This is a genomic window from Rhodococcus sp. ARC_M6, from assembly GCF_022810305.1.
Classification (GTDB): Bacteria; Actinomycetota; Actinomycetes; order Mycobacteriales; family Mycobacteriaceae; genus Rhodococcus_F.
This window is the reverse complement of record NZ_JALGQH010000002.1, coordinates 151,492-169,588: the sequence shown is the minus strand read 5'-3', so window position 1 is coordinate 169,588 and position 18,097 is coordinate 151,492. Positions and strand designations below refer to the sequence as shown.

Annotated in this window: 19 protein-coding genes; 9 read left to right on the top strand and 10 right to left on the bottom strand. The window is 60.2% G+C overall.

The annotated features are described in order from the left end of the window. Positions 1–19: 19 nt before the first annotated feature. Entirely contained in the window at positions 20–994 is a 975-nt protein-coding gene (locus MTX36_RS03625; protein ID WP_243618392.1) for a hypothetical protein, read from the top strand. A gap of 213 nt (positions 995–1,207) precedes the next feature. Further along, entirely contained in the window at positions 1,208–2,209 is a 1,002-nt protein-coding gene (locus tag MTX36_RS03620) for a hypothetical protein (protein ID WP_243618391.1), read from the top strand. 27 nt (positions 2,210–2,236) lie between these two features. Here the strand turns inward: MTX36_RS03620 and MTX36_RS03615 are convergent, their stop codons facing one another. Next, on the bottom strand, positions 2,237–2,680 hold the full coding sequence (locus tag MTX36_RS03615; RefSeq protein ID WP_243618390.1) for a hypothetical protein: 444 nt from the start codon (positions 2,678–2,680) through the stop codon (positions 2,237–2,239). A 175-nt stretch (positions 2,681–2,855) separates the two neighbouring features. After that, positions 2,856–3,596, bottom strand: coding sequence for an acyl-CoA thioesterase II (locus MTX36_RS03610; RefSeq protein WP_243618389.1), 741 nt, complete (start codon positions 3,594–3,596; stop codon positions 2,856–2,858). A 142-nt stretch (positions 3,597–3,738) separates the two neighbouring features. Between MTX36_RS03610 and MTX36_RS03605 the strand changes: the two genes are divergently transcribed. Both MTX36_RS03605 and MTX36_RS03600 read left to right on the top strand, forming a co-directional pair. Further along, a complete protein-coding gene (locus tag MTX36_RS03605; protein ID WP_243618388.1) occupies positions 3,739–4,068 on the top strand; it encodes a helix-turn-helix transcriptional regulator in 330 nt (109 codons plus the stop codon). Continuing rightward, the gene (locus tag MTX36_RS03600; protein WP_243618387.1) at positions 4,068–4,766 is read left to right on the top strand and encodes a cation transporter; all 699 of its coding nucleotides are present in this window, start codon (positions 4,068–4,070) and stop codon (positions 4,764–4,766) included. The genes MTX36_RS03605 and MTX36_RS03600 overlap by 1 nt, the downstream gene beginning before the upstream one ends. 18 nt (positions 4,767–4,784) lie before the next feature. Here the strand turns inward: MTX36_RS03600 and MTX36_RS29760 are convergent, their stop codons facing one another. The 4 genes from MTX36_RS29760 to MTX36_RS03590 all read right to left on the bottom strand — a co-directional run bounded on the left by MTX36_RS29760 (position 4,785) and on the right by MTX36_RS03590 (position 7,217). Beyond that, the gene (locus MTX36_RS29760) at positions 4,785–4,919 is read right to left on the bottom strand and encodes a hypothetical protein (protein ID WP_254922840.1); all 135 of its coding nucleotides are present in this window, start codon (positions 4,917–4,919) and stop codon (positions 4,785–4,787) included. Between the two features lie 257 nt (positions 4,920–5,176). Further along, positions 5,177–5,308: a hypothetical protein gene (locus MTX36_RS29755; protein ID WP_279394165.1), complete on the bottom strand. Its 132-nt coding sequence runs from the start codon at positions 5,306–5,308 to the stop codon at positions 5,177–5,179. 146 nt (positions 5,309–5,454) lie between these two features. Beyond that, positions 5,455–6,891: a hypothetical protein gene (locus tag MTX36_RS03595; RefSeq protein ID WP_243618386.1), complete on the bottom strand. Its 1,437-nt coding sequence runs from the start codon at positions 6,889–6,891 to the stop codon at positions 5,455–5,457. Further along, on the bottom strand, positions 6,888–7,217 hold the full coding sequence (locus MTX36_RS03590) for a type VII secretion target (RefSeq protein WP_243618385.1): 330 nt from the start codon (positions 7,215–7,217) through the stop codon (positions 6,888–6,890). Before MTX36_RS03590 ends, MTX36_RS03595 begins: the two co-directional genes overlap by 4 nt. Before the next feature lie 98 nt (positions 7,218–7,315). Here MTX36_RS03590 and otsB point away from each other — a divergent pair, with 98 nt between their 5' ends. Together otsB and MTX36_RS03580 are read left to right on the top strand one after the other, a co-directional pair. Next, positions 7,316–8,110 carry a trehalose-phosphatase gene (gene otsB, locus MTX36_RS03585; protein ID WP_243618384.1) on the top strand — a complete coding sequence of 265 codons (795 nt, stop codon included), beginning with the start codon at positions 7,316–7,318 and terminating at the stop codon, positions 8,108–8,110. Between the two features lie 372 nt (positions 8,111–8,482). Beyond that, positions 8,483–9,034 (top strand): transglycosylase family protein, encoded by a 552-nt coding sequence (locus tag MTX36_RS03580; RefSeq protein WP_243618383.1) that lies wholly within the window; start codon positions 8,483–8,485, stop codon positions 9,032–9,034. Between the two features lie 154 nt (positions 9,035–9,188). Here the strand turns inward: MTX36_RS03580 and MTX36_RS03575 are convergent, their stop codons facing one another. Continuing rightward, the gene (locus MTX36_RS03575) at positions 9,189–9,449 is read right to left on the bottom strand and encodes a hypothetical protein (protein ID WP_243618382.1); all 261 of its coding nucleotides are present in this window, start codon (positions 9,447–9,449) and stop codon (positions 9,189–9,191) included. An 825-nt stretch (positions 9,450–10,274) separates the two neighbouring features. Here MTX36_RS03575 and MTX36_RS03570 point away from each other — a divergent pair. After that, positions 10,275–11,816 (top strand): glycoside hydrolase family 71 protein, encoded by a 1,542-nt coding sequence (locus MTX36_RS03570; RefSeq protein WP_243618381.1) that lies wholly within the window; start codon positions 10,275–10,277, stop codon positions 11,814–11,816. 118 nt (positions 11,817–11,934) lie between these two features. On the opposite strand, the gene MTX36_RS03565 is transcribed toward MTX36_RS03570, so the two are convergent. From MTX36_RS03565 to MTX36_RS03555, 3 genes are read right to left on the bottom strand one after another with little or no spacing between them, the layout of a single operon-like run. Further along, positions 11,935–13,365, bottom strand: coding sequence for a putative nucleotidyltransferase substrate binding domain-containing protein (locus tag MTX36_RS03565; protein ID WP_243618380.1), 1,431 nt, complete (start codon positions 13,363–13,365; stop codon positions 11,935–11,937). 49 nt (positions 13,366–13,414) lie between these two features. Beyond that, entirely contained in the window at positions 13,415–14,308 is an 894-nt protein-coding gene (locus MTX36_RS03560; RefSeq protein ID WP_243618379.1) for a DUF5995 family protein, read from the bottom strand. Between the two features lie 44 nt (positions 14,309–14,352). After that, positions 14,353–14,718 (bottom strand): RidA family protein, encoded by a 366-nt coding sequence (locus tag MTX36_RS03555; RefSeq protein WP_243618378.1) that lies wholly within the window; start codon positions 14,716–14,718, stop codon positions 14,353–14,355. A gap of 146 nt (positions 14,719–14,864) precedes the next feature. Between MTX36_RS03555 and helR the strand changes: the two genes are divergently transcribed. Together helR and MTX36_RS03545 are read left to right on the top strand one after the other, a co-directional pair. Then, complete coding sequence (gene helR, locus MTX36_RS03550) at positions 14,865–17,021, top strand: RNA polymerase recycling motor ATPase HelR (RefSeq protein ID WP_243618377.1); 2,157 nt, start codon at positions 14,865–14,867, stop codon at positions 17,019–17,021. Between the two features lie 45 nt (positions 17,022–17,066). After that, a complete protein-coding gene (locus MTX36_RS03545; protein ID WP_243618376.1) occupies positions 17,067–18,089 on the top strand; it encodes an Rv2578c family radical SAM protein in 1,023 nt (340 codons plus the stop codon). The last annotated feature ends 8 nt before the right edge of the window (positions 18,090–18,097 follow it).

Genomic DNA, 18,097 nt, shown 5'->3' with positions numbered 1-18,097 from the left:
GGACCGTAACGTGAAGTCCATGGTCACCTGGACGGAAGTGCTGCAGCGGATTACCGACGGCCCCGACCTGCCGATACGAGGCACGGTCGTCGAACGGGATCCGAGTCGCTCACCCGAAGCGGAGTCGTTTGCAACTTTGGGTCCACTTCCGATGTTCGTCGGGGCTGTCGACGGTGCGCGGATCTGGCGGCACGGCGAAAAGTTGCGAGTAGAGAATCCCGTCGACATGCCGGTGTTCATATCTGACGGTGTAGTCGCGTGGGACTTTGTCCGAGATCGACACGCTCCTCGGTTGGGGGCGGTGAACAACGTGCGGTACCTGGGATCTGCTCAGTTTCTACTGACGCGGCGCATTGCCTCCGAGTGGATCGGTGACGATTTCACTCGCCCGACGGGGCAGCCAGAAGAATCGACCTACCTTGGGCGTGCTTGTTGGACAGTTGAGTTGGCGCCTCCAGAACGTAAGCCGTATCCGATTCAACTTGTGGTCGACGCCGAGACGGGCATGTTCCTCGAATATCGAGTCGACGCTGTCGGGCACTCGTATTCGTTCACGGACATCGTCATCGGCGGCGATCTCGACGACGGACTGTTCACTTGGACCGGACCGAGCGTCAGTGACGAAGATCTGAAACGTCGGAAGATGGCGGAACACCGCGAACATGAGGCGCAGAAGCATCGGTGGTTCGAGGATCGCGTTACGAATAAGTCACTCCGCGTCCGGGTTCCGATGGATTTGGCGCCGGATCGGATCTACTCGATCGACGAAGAGTCGGGCGCATTCGAGGCGGGATTGAAGGGTGGCAGCCTCGCGCGGCGGCCGAGGTCTGACCTCGACTGGGATCTTCGTTGGAACGGTGTTGTCCACCGTTGGTCGACGCCGGAATTCGATTGGGCAATCACCATGCGGGATTTCGAACTGGACGCAGAGGCGCTCACTGAACTTCGTGAGCGCCTCCATCCTGGGGCTCCGGTCGATCAGATGGATATCTAGGGGGGCGACGATGCAACCAGGTCCGATGGGTACTCCCGAATTTACCTTCACCGTTTCGATCGGCCCACCAGCTGAAGTTTGGTACGCCGTCAAGGAATGCTCACCGGGTGCCGTCGGGGTCCAGAGAGTGAAAGCGTGGCCGAGGATGACAGGGTTGCCAAAATCGCTGTGAGACGGGGCGCAGCGTTACGATTTCAGGAGGCGACACGAGGAATGTCGGTCGAGGATCCGTTTCGACGCTCAGCAGAGATAGCCGACGCAGTCCGTGCATGGTATCCGCGGCGCATAACCCGTCTTCAGAGCAACATCAAGCGCGTCGTCTCTGTCGAGTTGAAGACCAATGACCGCACCGATCCAGGTGATCGCCTGGGCGGGCCGGCGTTCGATACCCGAGACACTCGAGTTTGTGTCGGGCACAGCTTCCGCCCGTACGTTACCGACCTCGGTTCATTTCCCGCAGGTGTCGCCCCACAGTTTGTTCGCCTCGGAGTCTCGGTAACTCGATCCGCAGCTGATGCCGGTATCACGATTTCCTACGAGGAGGCAGAGGGCTGGTTCCGGGCTGCGCTGGGAGTTGAGTGGTCCGACTACGCCTACCAGTACGGTGCTACCACGGACTTCCGTTCGCCTGCTTCGTATTTCAGTTTCGGTGTCATTATCGATCGCACTGGAAGGCCTTTGCTTACGCCCGACAACTTCGACTGGACCAGGATCGACGGCGAAGGAACGGTCGCGCGGAAGATCGTGCCGGATCCCGCAAACGTGGGACTGATCGAGCAGCTCGATCGAATTGGGCCATGTATCGATACGAGCGCCTACCGGGACCCGCGAATAACACCCGACGGCCGGTGGGTTCTTGCTGTCACCACTGCCAATCCGGATCCGTCGTCGATCAGGGCGTTCGACGCTCTGGTGGATCGGCTGAGAGTTCGCGGCTTGATCGATACGCGCTTCGTTCCGCATGCAGTTCATCTGGCAGGCTCCACAGCGGTTGTCGAATTCAGACGAGTCGGTGTTGATCGAAACTTTCGCGAATCGGTACCTGTACCAACCGAAGAAGATCTCCGAATCCGTCCTGAGTCGGGAGAGTGGGTCCTTCAGCTCGGGTATCGCCCTTCAGTGTTTCCACAGGAACCGGATCAGTGGGCATTGGGCCTGTGCGCTCACTGGACTGAGATGTTTGCCTACGGTCCTTTAGGGAAGATCGCGGAGTAGTTTCAGCGCGGCACCTGAATTGGGCGACTACATGGGCGGGCATAAGAATTGGAGTGATTCATTCCAGAAGGGAAAGAGGTCTGTAGTCGTCGCGGTGGGTTGATCGACTCGTGCCAGATCGTAGAAATCGAGAACGGTCCGTCCCGCGGTATTGTTGATGCCACATGCTTGCAGGCTCAGTTTTGCGGCCGCGGTGAAGCGGATTTCGCGGGCATACGGGCCGAGCGCCCCCGAATCGACAAAGCTCTCGAGGCCGTGTCCCCACTGGTTGTATGCGGACTGCAGATCGAAACTGCAGGTTTCGTGAAACAGTCCGGCACAGGTGACTGGTTGCCCATGGATGACGACGACCGCATCCGGGGCCGTGTGCGAGTCGGGTTGCCGCGTGAAGCCGCTGAAAAACAGAATGGCGGAGGCCGCGAGAGCGAATACGACTGTTATGCCCAGCAGAAACGTCAGGTACACCTTCATGAGCGTTCCTCCTCGTGAGGTGTGCGCGCTGCGAGTCGTTTCAGTGTTACCCCAGCGGATGCCAGGTACCCGCAGCGTTCCGGCCACAAACATTCGGAGACAGGCGCCGTGGTTCGGTTCAGAAGGGAACAGTGCTCCTCGAACAGGGCCGTCGCGGCGATGTCGGATACGAGATTCAGGCGAGTATTCGGCGAAGCTGCCTGGCCTGCGCTGCGAGTTCTCCAGTCGCGGTGAACAGTTCGGTTTCGTCGACGCACAGAGAATCCGTCGCCCACACCGTGCGGTGCCGTAGGCGATGCCACGGCGACATTGTCGGGGACGTTGGTGCGAAGTGTGCACTGAATTCGACGGTCGGGATGGCTACCGGCATGGTGAGGGTTGCGAATAGTCCTGGTGGCAGGGCGTCGAGCAGTACTGCAGAGCGTTCTTGCGCAGTGAAGTCGAGGTCGTCGAGTAGCCGGATCCAGACATCGAACTCGGGGGAGTCGCCGCCGGCAAAGGGTCTTGCTGCGTTGATCGGGCGGATATCGAGGTGTTGTGAGAAGGGGACGAAGTCGACCGGGATCTCGAGCCGTGGCAAGGTCGACGGGTCATCCGGTGCCGGTGCAACACGCAGGGTGGATCGCGTCGAGGGGCCTACATCGCGAGCGAGTCGCACGAGTGCCGTTCCAGCATGGGTAAGCGTGACAAGGCAACTGATGGTTCGTCCGCCGAGTGTGCGGTCGAGGACCATCTCTGCGGGTCCGGATGGCACCGGTCGATCGAGGTGTGCTGTGACGGCGACTGGAATTGCCCCGGTTGCGTCGGCAGCAGTTCGAATCATTCTCGCAACAGCAAGACCGCCGTGGATTCCGTCGAAACTTTTCCAGGTGGCGTCAAATTCGGTGCGATGAATTGCTGCGGTGGTGACGCTCATGTCGAGGCTCCGTAACTGTGGCTGGCTCTGTAATCACGTAGTCAGCACGTTAGGTCCTGGCTATGCTTTTGGCAAGCCAGCATCATGTCTGGGTGATCATTTCACTCTTTTCTGAATTCATAATCTGATGTACTGTTTCCTCATGGAAACCATGATTCACCGCGATGCGTTGTCCCGCTTCGGCAATGCGCTGTCGGACAAGACTCGAACCGAGATACTTCTGAGCCTGCGCACCGGCCCGCGGTATCCCTCGGACTTAGCCGAGCAGATTGGCGTTTCACGGCAGATCCTGTCGAACCATCTCGCGTGCCTGCGTGGGTGTGGACTTGTTGTCGCGGTGCCCGAGGGGCGACGCAGTCGGTATGAGCTCGCAGATCCACGGATCGGGCGCGCACTCGAGGATCTGATCGGTCTGGTGCTCGCGGTCGACCCATCCTGCTGCCCTGACGCCGACGCCGACGGATGCTGCTGATGGCTTCCGAACTCGAGCACGTCAGGATGGTTCCGGCACTGACTGATCAACGGCGGCAGCTACTTTCGCGGCGCATCCGAATCTTTGTCGCCGTGACCATCAGCTACAACGTGCTCGAGGCGATTATCGCGCTCACGGAAGGCGTTCGAGTCTCGTCGACGGCGCTGATCGGCTTCGGTCTGGATTCTGTGATCGAAGTGTCGTCGGCAGCGGCTGTGGCCTGGCAGTTTTCGGCAAAGGATCCAGAGTCGCGGGAGAAGGTGGCGCTTCGGATCATTGCATTTTCGTTCTTCGGTCTCGCCATCTACGTCACAGTCGATGCTGTTCGATCGCTGTTCGGTATCGGCGAGACGCAGCATTCCACAGTTGGAATCATGCTTGCGGCAGTGAGTTTGGCTGTTATGCCCGTGCTCTCGTGGGCTCAACGTCATGCCGGTCGTGAGCTGGGCTCACTCTCCGCGGTTGCCGATTCCAAGCAGACACTTCTGTGCACGTACCTGTCCGCTGTCCTTCTGGCCGGGCTGCTCCTGAACAGCCTCTTCGGCTGGTCGTGGGCAGATCCCATCGCTGCCTTGGTTATCGCCGTCATAGCAGCGAAGGAAGGGATCAATGCGTGGAAAGGCGACACGTGCTGTCCTGCGCCGGTCAAGATCGCGGCCAGCGAGGACTGCCACGAGTGTGGCTGTGGGAACGAGTAGTTACCACCAGTTGGTCGCTTAGATGACGGCCCCGCCACTCAGTACGCTCACTAGTCCGATTGCGATAAACGCAACGACGTAGAGTGGCCCGCGAATGGGGTCTCCGGCACTTGCGCCCTCCTGGAGCCAATTCAATATGTCGACTGAACCCATCTGCATACTCCTTGTTCGATACTGACGTTCGATACTGACAATCCTTCAGCGAGTTCATCGCGATCAGGATTGCCCGCGTTACTGCGTGTAGCGAAAGTCTTCTTGCGAGGTGCCCTCTGGCCCAGGGGTATTCGGCCGAAAATGTAGTCCGTGCTCGGGAGCTGCGATCAGGGTGCCCGGTGGCCGCTGCCCGCAGCGTCACACGAATAAGACGAAAATTCGATCCCGCCTCGGAGGTCTTGTGACCTGGCGATCGCTCAGAACGGGTCGCCGTTCAGCATGAGCGAGAATCCGGCCACGATGAACAACAACGTGGAGAGCATTTGTCTGAATGGGTCGTCTCCTTCTTGAACCCATTTGAGGAAATCAGTTGAACCATGTGAACCCATATTTCTACTCCTTTACTTCGCGTTGACGTTCGTAGGGCGATTTCATCGCCACCGCGACTGGCTGCGTTACGAAGTGTTTGGAACTCTTTTGACGAGGCCCATTCTGGCCCAACGACTCTCACTGCGCGCTAGTTGGGGGCCAGTGCTCAGATGCCGGAAAACAACGCGCCTTCGGGATCCTCGGTTCCGATCACGGCAGGTGTAACCATCGGCAGTTCTCCGATGATGGCGTTGTTATCGGACACGTCGATCAGGTAACCCGGCGTGGTGCGGGAAGACTCGTCATCCTGTTGTCCGCGCGCACCCGCGCCGCGGGCGCCGCCGCCCATCATGCCGCCGCCGGCAGGGCTGGTGCCCGGCATCGAGCCGGCCGGACTGCCCACTGCCGGTGAAGCAACGGAGGTCGAGCCGCTGGTCGGTCCGGACAGTGCTGCTGCTCCCGAAATACCGCCGACCCGGCTTCCGGTGGAAGCCCCGAATGTCCCACCTCCCGCGCTGGCTCCGGTCACCGATCCGCCTGAGCCAACGGCATTCGCAACGTGTGACGAGGTGGGTGCGGCCGGGGGAGAGAGTGGATTTCCTGTGCCCCAGAGCTTGTCGACGCCCGCGAGTGGCGATGCCGAAGCATTTGCCGCTGTGGTGCGCGCCGAGGTTGATTGAAGCTGACTATCCGGCGTCGATCCACCTGCTTGCGTCTGGCCTTGTGTTGCAGCGCTGATTGTTCCGGAGCCGGCTTGTTCGACAACCTGTGTCAGCTGTTGTGCTGCTGTCTGTGCGATTGGTGACAACGCGGCGAGCGCGTCGCTCACCGGAGGCGGTGGAACCGGGATCGATCCGGCAAGCGAGTTCATGACGGTTGTGTGCGCAAGCATTTCGCCGCGGGTCTGATTGACAGCAGCGATGGCTGCCTGCATATGTTCGGACGCAGCGGCCAGCAGCAATGCCTGCCCCGGAGGAGTCCACGCGATTGGCGCTGCAGCAACAACTGCCGTCGCAAATGATTGCGCGATGGCAGCCAACTGAGCATTGCCGCGTTGCACTGACTCCGCAGCAGCGGCTGTTGTCGTGGAGATCGCGGTGCCGCGTTCGCTGAGTTCGGATCCACTGCGATAGGCGGCTTCATTGGTATCTGTGGCAACTTCGTTGCCGGTGCCGTTCCAGGTCTGACTGACATCGGCCAGACCGCTCTTGGATAATCCGCCGGCTTTCTCGATGAGGGCACTGGCTTGATTGAGGACGTTGACGGGGTTGGTTCCGTTGAAGACACCCGATCCGAGGCTCTTCGCCAGATCGATTAAAGGCTTGAACAGTGCGTCGACTCCGGGGAGCGACGGAAGCGCAATCCCTTGCATCAGCGATTCGGCAGCGTTGGGCGGGAATTGTGGCTTCGCCGGCGCGACGAGAAAATCGGGAATTGACGGTAGGTCGACCGCACCGGGGATCTGCATCCCGAGAACCGGAGCCAGCGCCGAGTGCTCGACGGCACCGAGCACCGCGGTACCGGCCGGCGTGTCGAGCATGGGTCCCACCGCACTGCCCTGCAGAAACTCGAGCACCGTGGTCGGATCGTGGGGACTGTTCATGCGAGGTCACCGTTGTCAGTGGTCGTGCGTCGAAGTTCGGCCGCTGTCGATTGGTCGGTGGCGTCGTACGATTCGGCGGCCGCACCGGCCGTTGCGGAAGTCCCGGCATAAAACACTGCGAGAGCCGCAACATCTTTGGTGTGTGCGGCCTGTGCGCGCGCGAAGGCTTCGAGGAATTCGATACCGACAGGCCCCACTGCCGGTGCCACCGCTGCAAGATTTGCATTGAGGTCGACAACAGCGGCTTGTGCAACATGACCCGCGGCTTCGGCTGCCGTAGCGCCGTACTTGCGGATGTCGTCAGTGACGACAGAAAATTCGCTCATCTTTACCCCCGTATTTGGTAAGCGTCGTCAGGACTCTAACGGAAGCGCGACTATGAGTGCATGTTCGTGGGCGTCGACACCTTTGACACACTGAACCCATGAGAACCGCTTCGGACGTTATTGCCCGCCTCACGTCTGATCCCGCACGATCTGGACTGGTGATGGACTTCGACGGGGTTCTGGCCCCGATCGTCGACGATCCTTCGGCGAGTGCTCTTTTACCGGGCGCCGCAGACGTCCTCGGCTCGCTCTCACGTCATCTCGGATTGGTCGGTTTGCTCTCGGGTCGGCCGGTGTCCTTCTTGCGGGATCGAGTGTCGGTGGAGTCGGTGGTGCTCATGGGTTCCTACGGCGTCGAGACATGGTCGGACAGCGGCCCCACGGTGCTTCCGGCCGTTGCAGAGTGGAAACCGACGGTCGTGGAGGCCGAGGCCGAGTTGCGACGGGTGTTCGCAGCGTCGGCAACATCGGGGATCCATGTGGAGGGGAAGGGCCTGGCCGTAGCGGTGCACTGGCGGCAGGCAGGCGATCGAGTTGCTGCACGGCAACTGGTGGAGCGGGCGACCATCGATATCGCCGCCCGGACCGGGTTGCGTCGAGAACCCGGCAAGCTCGTCGAAGAGTTGCGCGCACCGGTCGAGGAGGACAAAGGGACGGGATTGTTGCGTGCAATCGCGACAGCAGGCGTTGAAGCTGTTGCCTACGCCGGCGATGACCGCGGGGATTTGCCGGCATTTGCGGCAGTCCAAGGGGTCGGGGGCGACGCGTTGGTGGTGGGCGGCGCCGATTGCGCGCCTGAGGTTGCCGCTGTGGACGGGGTCATGTTCGGCGGGCCGGAGGAATTTTTGGCCTGGATGAAGGAACTTGAATCGGTTCTCGGCGCACAGATTTGAGTACAAGTCACGCAATTCAGTGCGGCGAGTCACAAAGATCCTGTGATGGTAGTCACGTAACGGACGGATAACGATTGGTACGGTTGAAGCCTCAATTGAACCGCTGAACTGCGCATGCCGGTGCGATTTGGTCAGTTTTCTAATACGATCGTGCCAAAATATTGACCCGTGACCTTTCCGTGATCATGGCCTAGCGTCGTTGGCAGTCCGAAACAACCGGACAAACACCGACCCGCAACTGCGTGCTTCTGCCCCGCGGGTCCGGTACTCCCCAAACCTTCGCGGGGCAGGAGTGAAACAGGCGAGTCGTTCGATACGGCGCACAAGTGCCCGATCCGATGTCGTCCGCAGTAGCGGAGAGGATTTCCCCTGATGACCAGCATTACTTTCAAGCGCGCACTCGGCGCAGTTGCAACCGCAGGCGCAGTAATCGCAATTCCTCTCGCCATGAGCACCGGCACCGCCTCGGCTGCAGGCCACGACTGGTCCGGAGTCGCAAACTGTGAGTCCTCCGGAAACTGGGCAGCCAACACCGGAAACGGCTTCTACGGCGGCTTGCAGTTCACGCAGAGCACCTGGAACGCATTCGGCGGATCGGGCAACGCTGCCAACGCCAGCCAGGCAGAGCAGATCCGCGTGGCCGAGAATGTTCTCGATGGCCAGGGCGTCGGTGCGTGGCCCGTTTGCGGTCAGTACCTCACCGGCGGAACGACGGCGGGCACCTATGAAGCAGTCTCGGCCCCCGTCACCGCAGAGGCCTCCGTCGAATCCGCTCCCGCAGCAACCGCTGGCGGCAACTACGTAGTGAAGGCCGGCGATACGCTGTCGAAGATCGCTGCAGCCCACGGTATTTCGCTCGAGAACCTCGCAAGCCAGGTTCCGAACCTGAACCTGATCTTCCCCGGACAGAGCTTGTCCGTCTAAATCTGCCGCCCATTCGGGCTCAAGAACGCCGAAGTTGTTCGGAACCATAAGGTTCCGGACAACTTCGGCATTTCTGCATTCAAGTGGGTCAGGCGCCTCGATCAGGGCCCGAATCCTTCCAGAGATCCGGCGGTGGGCGGTTGGTCGATCGAGATCACCGAGACCGAGTTCCCGCCCCAGTTGGCGACGGAGGCGCGAGCGCCGTCGGGGTGATCGACACCCCCGTCGGATCCGCGGTGACGGGGATGGTGGTGGTGACGGAATCGCTGGTTGAGGTACCGACCGCGCTGGTCAGGGTCATGGCAACGGCGGGAGTGCCGACGCCGAGTACGGCAGTTGCCCGAGACCGACGAGAGAGTGAATGGGGTCGTTCGATGGTGACGATAGTGGTGCACCCTTCGAAGCTGCGGTGCACACCCGGTGGGGGTGCACAGTGGCTACACAAGGCAACCACCTAAAAGGAACATCACGGACAATCGGTTGGGTTGTTCCGTAATTGGCGGCATCCGGTTCTGATAGCGCTGACGACTCGATACGGCCTTCGTCGGCTACGTGCTGGCGGTACTTGCCTGGCCGGCCAGAATCTGCACTCCGGCCTCGATCCGACTTGCTTTCAGTTCATCGTCGGTCGCTGAGTGCTTACGCCCCACTAAAATTAATCCCCCGACCATCGGTAAAGGTCTGGTGCGAGTAGTCGGGGCAGTCTCGGAGGCGGGGAGTCTTCAGTCTGGCCGTGACTACCAGTATCTAAAGTCGGCTAATCGAAAGCAACATTTAGTGTTGCTGATCGTGATCTATTGAAAATATGCATCTCCAGTAGGTGGATTCCAAGTATTTTTCGCGGACAAGTATTGTTGAACGATATTTCGTATTTACTAGGTAATGTGCAATTTATCCGTTCTGCTGGCATTTGTCTGTTCTGTCGAAGTTTCGTCAAGGATTGAGTGGATCGAAGCGGCTCAGGAGTTTCGCATCGACGAAATTTCTGTTGTACCCTGGCATTCATGTTAACAATTTCTCTTCACCTCTCTTGTCAATCAATATTGAATATGTGGCCTCCTCCTTAATTGCGAACCGTTGAATTTTTCAAGCCAATTGTCGACGAATGGCCCTCATTTTCCGAGGGTAGGGAAAGGTTACCGTTACGATGAATGTTCGTTCATATTTGATTAGTCGTCCTATTTACTTGATTTTCTTACTTGTTAGTCTCTTGCTTGCCCTGGCCGTCCAGGCCGCGCCGGTGAACGCGCTCCCAACGGGTTCACTCGGAGAAGATGCCCCGAACGTAACGCCGCCGACAACCACACCCGCACCCACAACTGCGCCGCTGGTTCCCGAGCATCCTGCCGGGGGCAGGCCGGACGTTGCGCCGCCTCTGGGGGGCAGGCCGGGCCCTACGTCGTCGTCGCTGCCGTTCGACGTGCCGCCCAAGTCGGAGTTGAACGGAAAGCTGGTTTTCGCTCACTATTTTCCTCCGTACCCGATCTCACTCGACAACGTGAATCCTTCGAGTGACCACTACGCAACTCAGTATCTGACCGCGAACGGTGAGAATAATTCTGCCGTCGGCCAAGGTGGACTCCTGCGAGATCGTCCGCAGACTCGGCAACCGTTGGCCGACACCCAGTGGCGGCAGCGCGATCTCGAGAACGAAGTACGCCAAGCTATCTCTGCTGGTATCGACGGGTTTTCTGTGGATATCCTGTCCGCTGCTTCGGACACCAGTTGGTGGGGTTCAGCCGTGCCCGCAGCTCTCATCAAGGCTGCGGCAACAGTTGATCCCAACTTCAAGATCATGCTCATGCCTGATATGAACTCCGCTATAAAAAATATGTCGCCGGCGCAACTTGCTGCTGAAATGATGCCATACGCATCAATGGCGTCGACGTTCAAACTCGGCGACGGCCGTTTGGTGATTTCTCCGTTTCTCGCCGAGGTAAAACCTGCGAGTTGGTGGTCGCAGTTCATATCGATCATGAATACTTCGCATCACATCGAAGTCGCATTCGTTCCGGTATTCCTGAACACCATCGCGAACCGGGATGCATTTGCGTCCATCAGCTACGGAATGTCGAACTGGGGCAATCGGAATCCGGTTGACAACCCGGTGTCGGCATCTGACCCGAATTCGCCGATGGGCCTGGCGGCCGCAGCGCACGCGATGGGGAAGATCTGGATGCAACCGGTTTCGTTTCAGGACGCGCGGCCGAACCAGTCGATCTTCGACGAGGCGCAGAACTCCCAGAATCTGCGCAACACCTGGCAAATTGCGATGGCGTCGAACAGTGAATGGGTCCAGATCAGTACGTGGAACGACTACAGCGAGGGGAGTTCGTTCGCGCCGAGTGTCGGACATGGCAGCGCATTGCTCGACATGAGCGCGTACGGTCTGTACTCGTTCCGTACCGGAACGGCCCCGGCAATCGTGCGCGACACGGCATTTCTCAGCTACCGGAATCAGCTGGTTTCGGCCGTGCCGATGAACGGTTCCAACGTCCCGATGACGTTGCGCCCAGGATCGGCCCCCGCTCGTGACACAGCGGAGGTGCTGACGTATCTGTCCGCTCCCGCGGTTGTGAAAGTGACGGTAGGGTCCACGACAACGACGTGTAATGCCCCGGCAGGTGTGAGCAGTTGTCTCGCTCCGCTCCAGGTCGGATCGATCACCGCGACGGTCGTGCGTAATTCAACCGAAGTTGCCCGTGTCAACTCTCACGCCGAGGTAACCGCCAAGCCGTACAACCAGAACTTCGAATACCTGGTTGACTCGAGTAGAAGGTAGGTCGGTGTCGGATCGGGTGAGTGTCCATACGGCGCTCACCCGATCTGCGTTTCCTTCTCCGAGGCGTCACCGCGGCGTTGTCGGATTCGAACCGTGACATGCTGGGGCGCAGCAGAATTCATGGTTCGATGTCAGGTATGGCAGACGCCGATGCCGTGTATTCGAGGCGTCGTTGAACGCCGGCAACTTCCCGAATAGCGTTGCCGAGCAGGTTGCGTGAGAGGGGAGTGAGATCGGCGATCACGATCTCGTCGTTGGGCGGGTTCCCGGCCGCGAACTGCTCCGTCTGATGTCGAACACGGATTTGCTGGAGCACCTCGAAGGATTCGATCAGGACCTGGGCGTCGTCGCTGGGCAGGAAACCGTTGTCCGCGGCCACTTTCAAGCGTTCGAGAGTGGTACTGGTTCGTGCGCCCACTGAAATGCCGGCCCAGCGTGCGATGTTCACGATCGGTTGCACGGCTGTGGTCTTGAGATTGACAGTGCCGGTGTGGCGGGTCATCACGTCACGTAGTGAATGCAGTTTCGCCTTCTGGCCCACTGCTTCTCGCAAGAGTAGTCGCATGACGGGAGGATGCAGGCGTAGTTGATCGAGCGCTGAGGCTCTCGGGTCGAGTGCCGGATCGCCGGCGACAACCCGAGCGTCGGCTAACATCGACAGCATGACGAGCGCATGGTCCTGGTAGGGATTGGACACCCATTTTCGTAAGGCATCGCGCCATTGCGGAAGAGTGCGGGCGAATCTGGCCTGAGTTCCTGCACTGGCCAATTCACGAGGGAAGCCGCATCGGTCGAGGATGTCGTGAATGCGTTTTGCCGCATCGGCACCTTCGCGGTGCGATTCGCCGCCCCACACCAGTGCACTGTCGATATCCGACGAGGGGAGTGCCTCACGTCTGGCGACGCTGCCCAGCGAAAGCCAGGCAAAGTCCGGGCTTTCGCCGCCTCCGACTACTAGTTCGATCGCACGCCTGACTGTCACGTCGATCAGAACCGACAGCGTTGCGCTGATGTCGAGAGGTGACACTCGCGATGCCACCAGAGCGGTCACCAGTTCCGGGACAGCACGAGCAGTGGTGATCAGCGCGGCGTCGTCCGGGGCAGTGGCAAGTTGAGCCCGGAGTTGGAAACCCTGATTTGTTGCCGACGTCAAGAGGTCGCTCAATTCGAGCACTCCCAGGAGCGTCCCCGTGGCTGTGACAACAGGAAGGTGGCGCAATCCATGTTCGAGCATGTCGGTAACGGCGTCGACTCCGAGGCGGTCCGGATCGACCGTCACCGCTGACGGAGTCATCACACTGGACACCGGTAGTGCGCTGTCGATTCCGCCGACAACCACGCGAGCGCGCAGATCGCCCTCCGTGAAGATTCCGTAAGTGCTTGTGTCTGTAGGGATCACGACGGCGCGACGGCCGGCTTCGGTCATCAGGGTTGCTGCTTCGCGAATGGACGTTTCCCCCGAGCAGACGATTGCCGGTCCGTGCAGCAGATCTCGCACCGGACGCATGGCAGGGTTCGGTGTTGCTGTTCGCGGTCCGTGCCCCGTCATGGACTCATTGTTGCAGGTATGTCCGATCTATTTGCGTCTTACTGTGATGTCACAGACCGCCGACCTGCGAAAGGATGCCGAGTGCAGCATCGGTGGTGTGCCACAACGAGTCAATTTCCTGTTCGGTCCCGGCGCGGGTCTGTGGATTCTGTAGTGCGAATCCGTTGGCCAATGTGATGGTGTTGTATCCGCTGTCGGCGGCGCGCAGGAGCAATTGTGACGGTTCGGATGTGCCGGCTAGTTTGTCGAGGCCTTCGCCGAGGAAGTAGAACCGCCACAGCGGACCCAGATCGGCGTTGTATTCGTTTTTGGTCTCCGTGACAATCGAACCACCTTTGACTGCAATGGAATCGACAATCTTGTAATAGTCCGGGATGTCGACTGGCTGGGTACCGGAGGCTTCGACGGCATGTGCGAGGTCGACAGTGAGGTGCGCGTTGTATCCGGCCATGGCGACTCGCGCGGGGCTGACACCACATTGGTGTGTCAAGGAAAAATAGTTGCTCCACGCGGGATCTGTCGGGGCGCCGGTGAATTCGGCATGGATGTTGACGAGATAGCGGCGAAGTAGTTCGTAACTCACCGAATGTGCCCATTGTCTATCGGCGAACGACGCTGGGTCGCGTTGCAGGGGCATGACAGCGTCGTGTTCGACGGCGTCGAGTCCGATCGAGAACAAGCCGCGCCAATCATGATGGGAAACAAGAATTGTCGTGATCTGGTGATGGCGTTCGACGGCTGTTTCCAGGCGTTCGAGGCCTTCGCCGCCCAGAGTTGTGACATCGCTGAGGTCGGCAATTCTCGCGACGTCACTGGGAGTCAACGGAGTTCCACAGGCGACCGAAAGACTCTCGCCCGGTTCCGCTGTTGCGAAACCGGGCGAGAGGAGAGTGATAGAGATGCCGAGCGCGATTGCCAGAGGTGTGAACCGACTCGATTTCATCCGCTCACACTAGGCTCGTTCACTCGGCGATGCTGGGTGAACGATCAGCTCAGGACTGCGTCGGCTTCGATCTCGATGAGCAGAGCGGGATCGATCAGCGAGCTGACCTCGAGAATCGTGGTGGCCGGACGGATATCGCCGAAGACCTCGCCGTGAGCGAGTGCAGCCTGCTCCCACTGCGACATATCGCGCAGGTACATGCGGGTGCGGATGACATCGCCGAGAGTCGCGCCCGCTTCTTCGAGCGAGGACTTGATTGTTTGGAGAGCGGCACGAGTCTGGTCCTCGAGGGTTTCGCCCGGGGCGGTTGTGCCGGATACTGCGACCTGGTTGCCGATGCGGACGGCGCGCGAGTAACCGATCTTGGGTTCCCATTCGGAACCGGACGAGATGTTGATTCTGTTTGACATTGTCCAGATTCTGCCAGACCGGGAAGGGTAAGTTCCCAACCCTTTCCACTTTCAATTTATAGCGCACTGGTGGACTTGCGGCAAGGCCGGGGTGGTGCCGCAGAATGGCTGACCTAGACCGCAATTCAAGGAAATGGCAGTTGATAATGAACAGTGTGTTCGACCTTCCCGACCAACTCGCGCGCAAGGCTGATCCGGTTCTGATCGCCCGCGACGTGCAGCACTTCTCGGTCATCGCCGATAACCTCGAGCGGGCCCTGGCAGACTTGACCGAACGTATCGACACCGAACGTAAGGCACCTCGTCGCTTGGGCCAGGAGGTCATGGAGCGCGACTTGATGGTCCATCAGCTCAGCGCCCAGCTGCGCACCCTTCGCCGATTCGGTCTCGACCTGTGCCTCGGGCACATCGTGAGCTCGGACAGCCCGGAACCTGTGTACATCGGGCGTCAAGGCCTCCTTGATCGTGCGGGAAACTCACTGCTGGTCGACTGGCGCTCGCCGGCGGCCGAACCCTTCTTCGGTGCAACCCACGCCAACCCGATGGGTCTGGCGCGTCGTCGCCGGTACCGCTGGAGCTTGGGGCAATCGAGCGGGGCGCGGATCAGCGATTACTGGGACGAGGTGTTCACCGCCGACGGACTGATCGGGTTCGAGGAATCGGCCGCACTCGACGATCAGTCGGCATTCATCGCCAGCCTGGGCAGTAGCCGTTCGCCACGAATGCGAGACGTACTCGGGACCATCGCATCCGACCAGGACGCCATCATCCGCGAAGGCTCGCGTGGCGCGCTCGTCGTCGACGGCGGTCCGGGTACGGGCAAGACCGTCGTCGCGTTGCACCGCGCCGCGTACCTGCTGTATTCCGACGCGCGACTGCGTCACGGCGTGCTGTTCGTCGGTCCGCACGAGCCCTATCTCGCGTACGTCGCGGACGTTCTGCCGAGCCTCGGTGAGGACAGCGTGCAGCTGTGCACGGTGAGTGACCTTGTCAAAGAGGGCGCCGGCGCAATAGTGGAGACGGACCCGGAGGTGGCCCGACTGAAGTCGTCCGCGGACATGGTGAAGGCGATCGAGACGGCCGTCAGGTTCTACGAGCAGCCGCCGACCGTGGGAATGACAGTCGAGACCGACTGGGCGGACATCTGGTTGAGCGCCGACGACTGGGCCGAGGCATTCGGCGCCCCGGAACCGGGTACGCCGCACAACGAAGCGCGCGAACAGATTTGGGAGCTGCTGCTAACCATCCTGACGGACAAGTGCCGGGCAGCGCCGGCCGATCAACTCCGAAAATCTTTGCAGCGCAGCGATGATTTGCGTAGGACGCTCGAGAATGCGTGGACGCTCGTCGAAGCCGCCGACCTCGTCGGCGACCTGTGGTCGGTTCCCGCCTACTTGCGTACGTGTGCTCCCTGGCTCAGCTCGGAGGACGTGCGGAAGTTGCAACGCGTCGGTGCCGACCAGTGGACCGTGTCCGATCTTCCGCTTCTGGACGCGGCGCGGCAGCGGCTGGGGGACCCGGAGGCGTCGCGACGTCACCGTCGGCGGATCGCGGCTGTTGCTGCTGAGCGTGAGCAGCGGTCCAGCGTTATCGACGATTTGATTGCGTCGGACGTCTACAGCGACGGTGAAGGTTTGATGACGCAGCTACGGCAGCAGGACTTGCAGGAGATGTTGGTCGACGAAGCTTCACTGCCTGACGCCGACCCAGATCGCCTTGCCGGCCCGTTTGCGCACATCGTCGTGGACGAAGCGCAGGAGTTGACCGACGCGGAGTGGCAGATGTTGCTGCTCCGCTGCCCGTCCCGGAGTTTCACTATCGTCGGCGACCGAGCACAGGCTCGGCACGGGTTCAGGGAGTTGTGGAAGGAACGGCTCGAGCGGGTCGGGCTCGACCGGATCAATCTGACGTCCCTCAACATCAACTACCGGACACCGGAAGAGGTTATGGCAGAAGCCGAGCCGGTAATCCGAGCCGTACTTCCGGACGCCAACGTCCCGACCTCGGTCCGGAGCAGTGGCATCGCCGTCGTCCATGGCTTTGTTTCGGATCTGGACTCGATCCTCGATTCGTGGCTCGCCGAGAATTCGGAGGGGATTGCGTGCGTCATCGGCGCGGGTGATTTTCGGGGTGGAACGTCTCGTGTCCGGTCGTTGACCCCGGAACTCGCGAAGGGGCTCGAGTTCGACTTGGTTGTACTCATCGACCCGAATTCGTTCGGCACCGGCATCGAAGGCGCAGTCGATCGTTATGTCGCGATGACCAGAGCGACCCAGAAGCTCGTCATTCTGACAAGTTCTTGAACTCCAGCGATTGACATATCCTAGAACAAGTGTTCGACTTGGGTTATGAGGTGGTCGGGTCAATCGCTGGATGCGGACGACGGGGCGTTGCCTGGGCTTGAGCGCGCTGGTTTGGTGCGTTCGGTCCAGACCCCGGACTTCGAGGGCATCACGTTCCACGAAGTGCTGTGCAAGAGTGCCCTCAACAAGTTGCCTGAGGAATCCACGCTTCCATTCAGCTTCACCGTCAACGCTTTTCGTGGATGTTACCATGCGTGCCGCTATTGTTTTGCCAGGCCCAGTCACGAATACCTCGACCTCGATGCCGGTCATGATTTTGATTCGCAGGTAGTGGTCAAGACCAATATCGCGGCAGTCCTCCGTAAGGAATTGGCGCGGAAGTCGTGGAAGCAGGAGCCGGTTGCATTGGGGAGCAATACCGATCCGTATCAGCGTGCGGAGGGGCGCTATCGGTTGATGCCCGGCATCATTCGTGCGTTGACCGAATCCGGTACGCCGTTTTCGATTCTCACCAAGGGAACGCTGCTGCGACGGGACCTTCCGCTGCTGAAAATGGCTGCCACGCAGGTCGACGTCGGAATCGGAGTCTCGCTGGCAATCAACGATCCCGTTTTGCAGAAGCAGATCGAACCCGGAACGCCGTCGCCGCGCGCTCGCCTGGAGATGATCAGAGCAATCACCGACGCCGGATTCTCCTGCAACGTGATGGTCGCTCCGGTTATCCCGTTTCTCACGGATTCCAACGAGCACCTCGACGGACTCTTTGCTGCACTTGCCGAGGCCGGCGCTACCGGGGTGACTGTCTTTCCGATGCACCTGCGAGGGAGTACACGCGGATGGTTTCTGAACTGGCTCGCTCAGGAACATCCCGCGCTGATTCGTCGATACCGTGAGCTGTACGGGCGGGGCGCCTACGTCACGCCCGAGTACAAGCAGTGGTTGAAGAAGCGTGTGGATCCGTTGGTTGAACGTCACGGATTAGGCGGGCAATCCAGCCATCGCGTTGCCCCGGCACCGCGTATCGAACGTGAACTCGTCGGTGCCGGGGCTGCGCTGACATTGTTCTGACGGTAGGG

Excerpts from the sequence above, each read along its gene's own strand:
- MTX36_RS29760 (WP_254922840.1), bottom strand. The coding sequence starts at position 4,919 with ATGGGTTCAGTCGACATATTGAATTGGCTCCAGGAGGGCGCAAGTGCC.
- MTX36_RS03555 (WP_243618378.1), bottom strand. The coding sequence starts at position 14,718 with ATGTCAAACAGAATCAACATCTCGTCCGGTTCCGAATGGGAACCCAAG.
- MTX36_RS03545 (WP_243618376.1), top strand. The coding sequence starts at position 17,067 with ATGAGGTGGTCGGGTCAATCGCTGGATGCGGACGACGGGGCGTTGCCT.
- MTX36_RS03625 (WP_243618392.1), top strand. The coding sequence starts at position 20 with ATGGTCACCTGGACGGAAGTGCTGCAGCGGATTACCGACGGCCCCGAC.
- helR (WP_243618377.1), top strand. The coding sequence starts at position 14,865 with ATGAACAGTGTGTTCGACCTTCCCGACCAACTCGCGCGCAAGGCTGAT.
- otsB (WP_243618384.1), top strand. The coding sequence starts at position 7,316 with ATGAGAACCGCTTCGGACGTTATTGCCCGCCTCACGTCTGATCCCGCA.
- MTX36_RS29755 (WP_279394165.1), bottom strand. The coding sequence starts at position 5,308 with ATGGGTTCACATGGTTCAACTGATTTCCTCAAATGGGTTCAAGAAGGA.
- MTX36_RS03615 (WP_243618390.1), bottom strand. The coding sequence starts at position 2,680 with ATGAAGGTGTACCTGACGTTTCTGCTGGGCATAACAGTCGTATTCGCT.
- MTX36_RS03620 (WP_243618391.1), top strand. The coding sequence starts at position 1,208 with ATGTCGGTCGAGGATCCGTTTCGACGCTCAGCAGAGATAGCCGACGCA.
- MTX36_RS03595 (WP_243618386.1), bottom strand. The coding sequence starts at position 6,891 with ATGAACAGTCCCCACGATCCGACCACGGTGCTCGAGTTTCTGCAGGGC.
- MTX36_RS03610 (WP_243618389.1), bottom strand. The coding sequence starts at position 3,596 with ATGAGCGTCACCACCGCAGCAATTCATCGCACCGAATTTGACGCCACC.
- MTX36_RS03605 (WP_243618388.1), top strand. The coding sequence starts at position 3,739 with ATGGAAACCATGATTCACCGCGATGCGTTGTCCCGCTTCGGCAATGCG.
- MTX36_RS03600 (WP_243618387.1), top strand. The coding sequence starts at position 4,068 with ATGGCTTCCGAACTCGAGCACGTCAGGATGGTTCCGGCACTGACTGAT.
- MTX36_RS03580 (WP_243618383.1), top strand. The coding sequence starts at position 8,483 with ATGACCAGCATTACTTTCAAGCGCGCACTCGGCGCAGTTGCAACCGCA.
- MTX36_RS03565 (WP_243618380.1), bottom strand. The coding sequence starts at position 13,365 with ATGACGGGGCACGGACCGCGAACAGCAACACCGAACCCTGCCATGCGT.
- MTX36_RS03560 (WP_243618379.1), bottom strand. The coding sequence starts at position 14,308 with ATGAAATCGAGTCGGTTCACACCTCTGGCAATCGCGCTCGGCATCTCT.
- MTX36_RS03590 (WP_243618385.1), bottom strand. The coding sequence starts at position 7,217 with ATGAGCGAATTTTCTGTCGTCACTGACGACATCCGCAAGTACGGCGCT.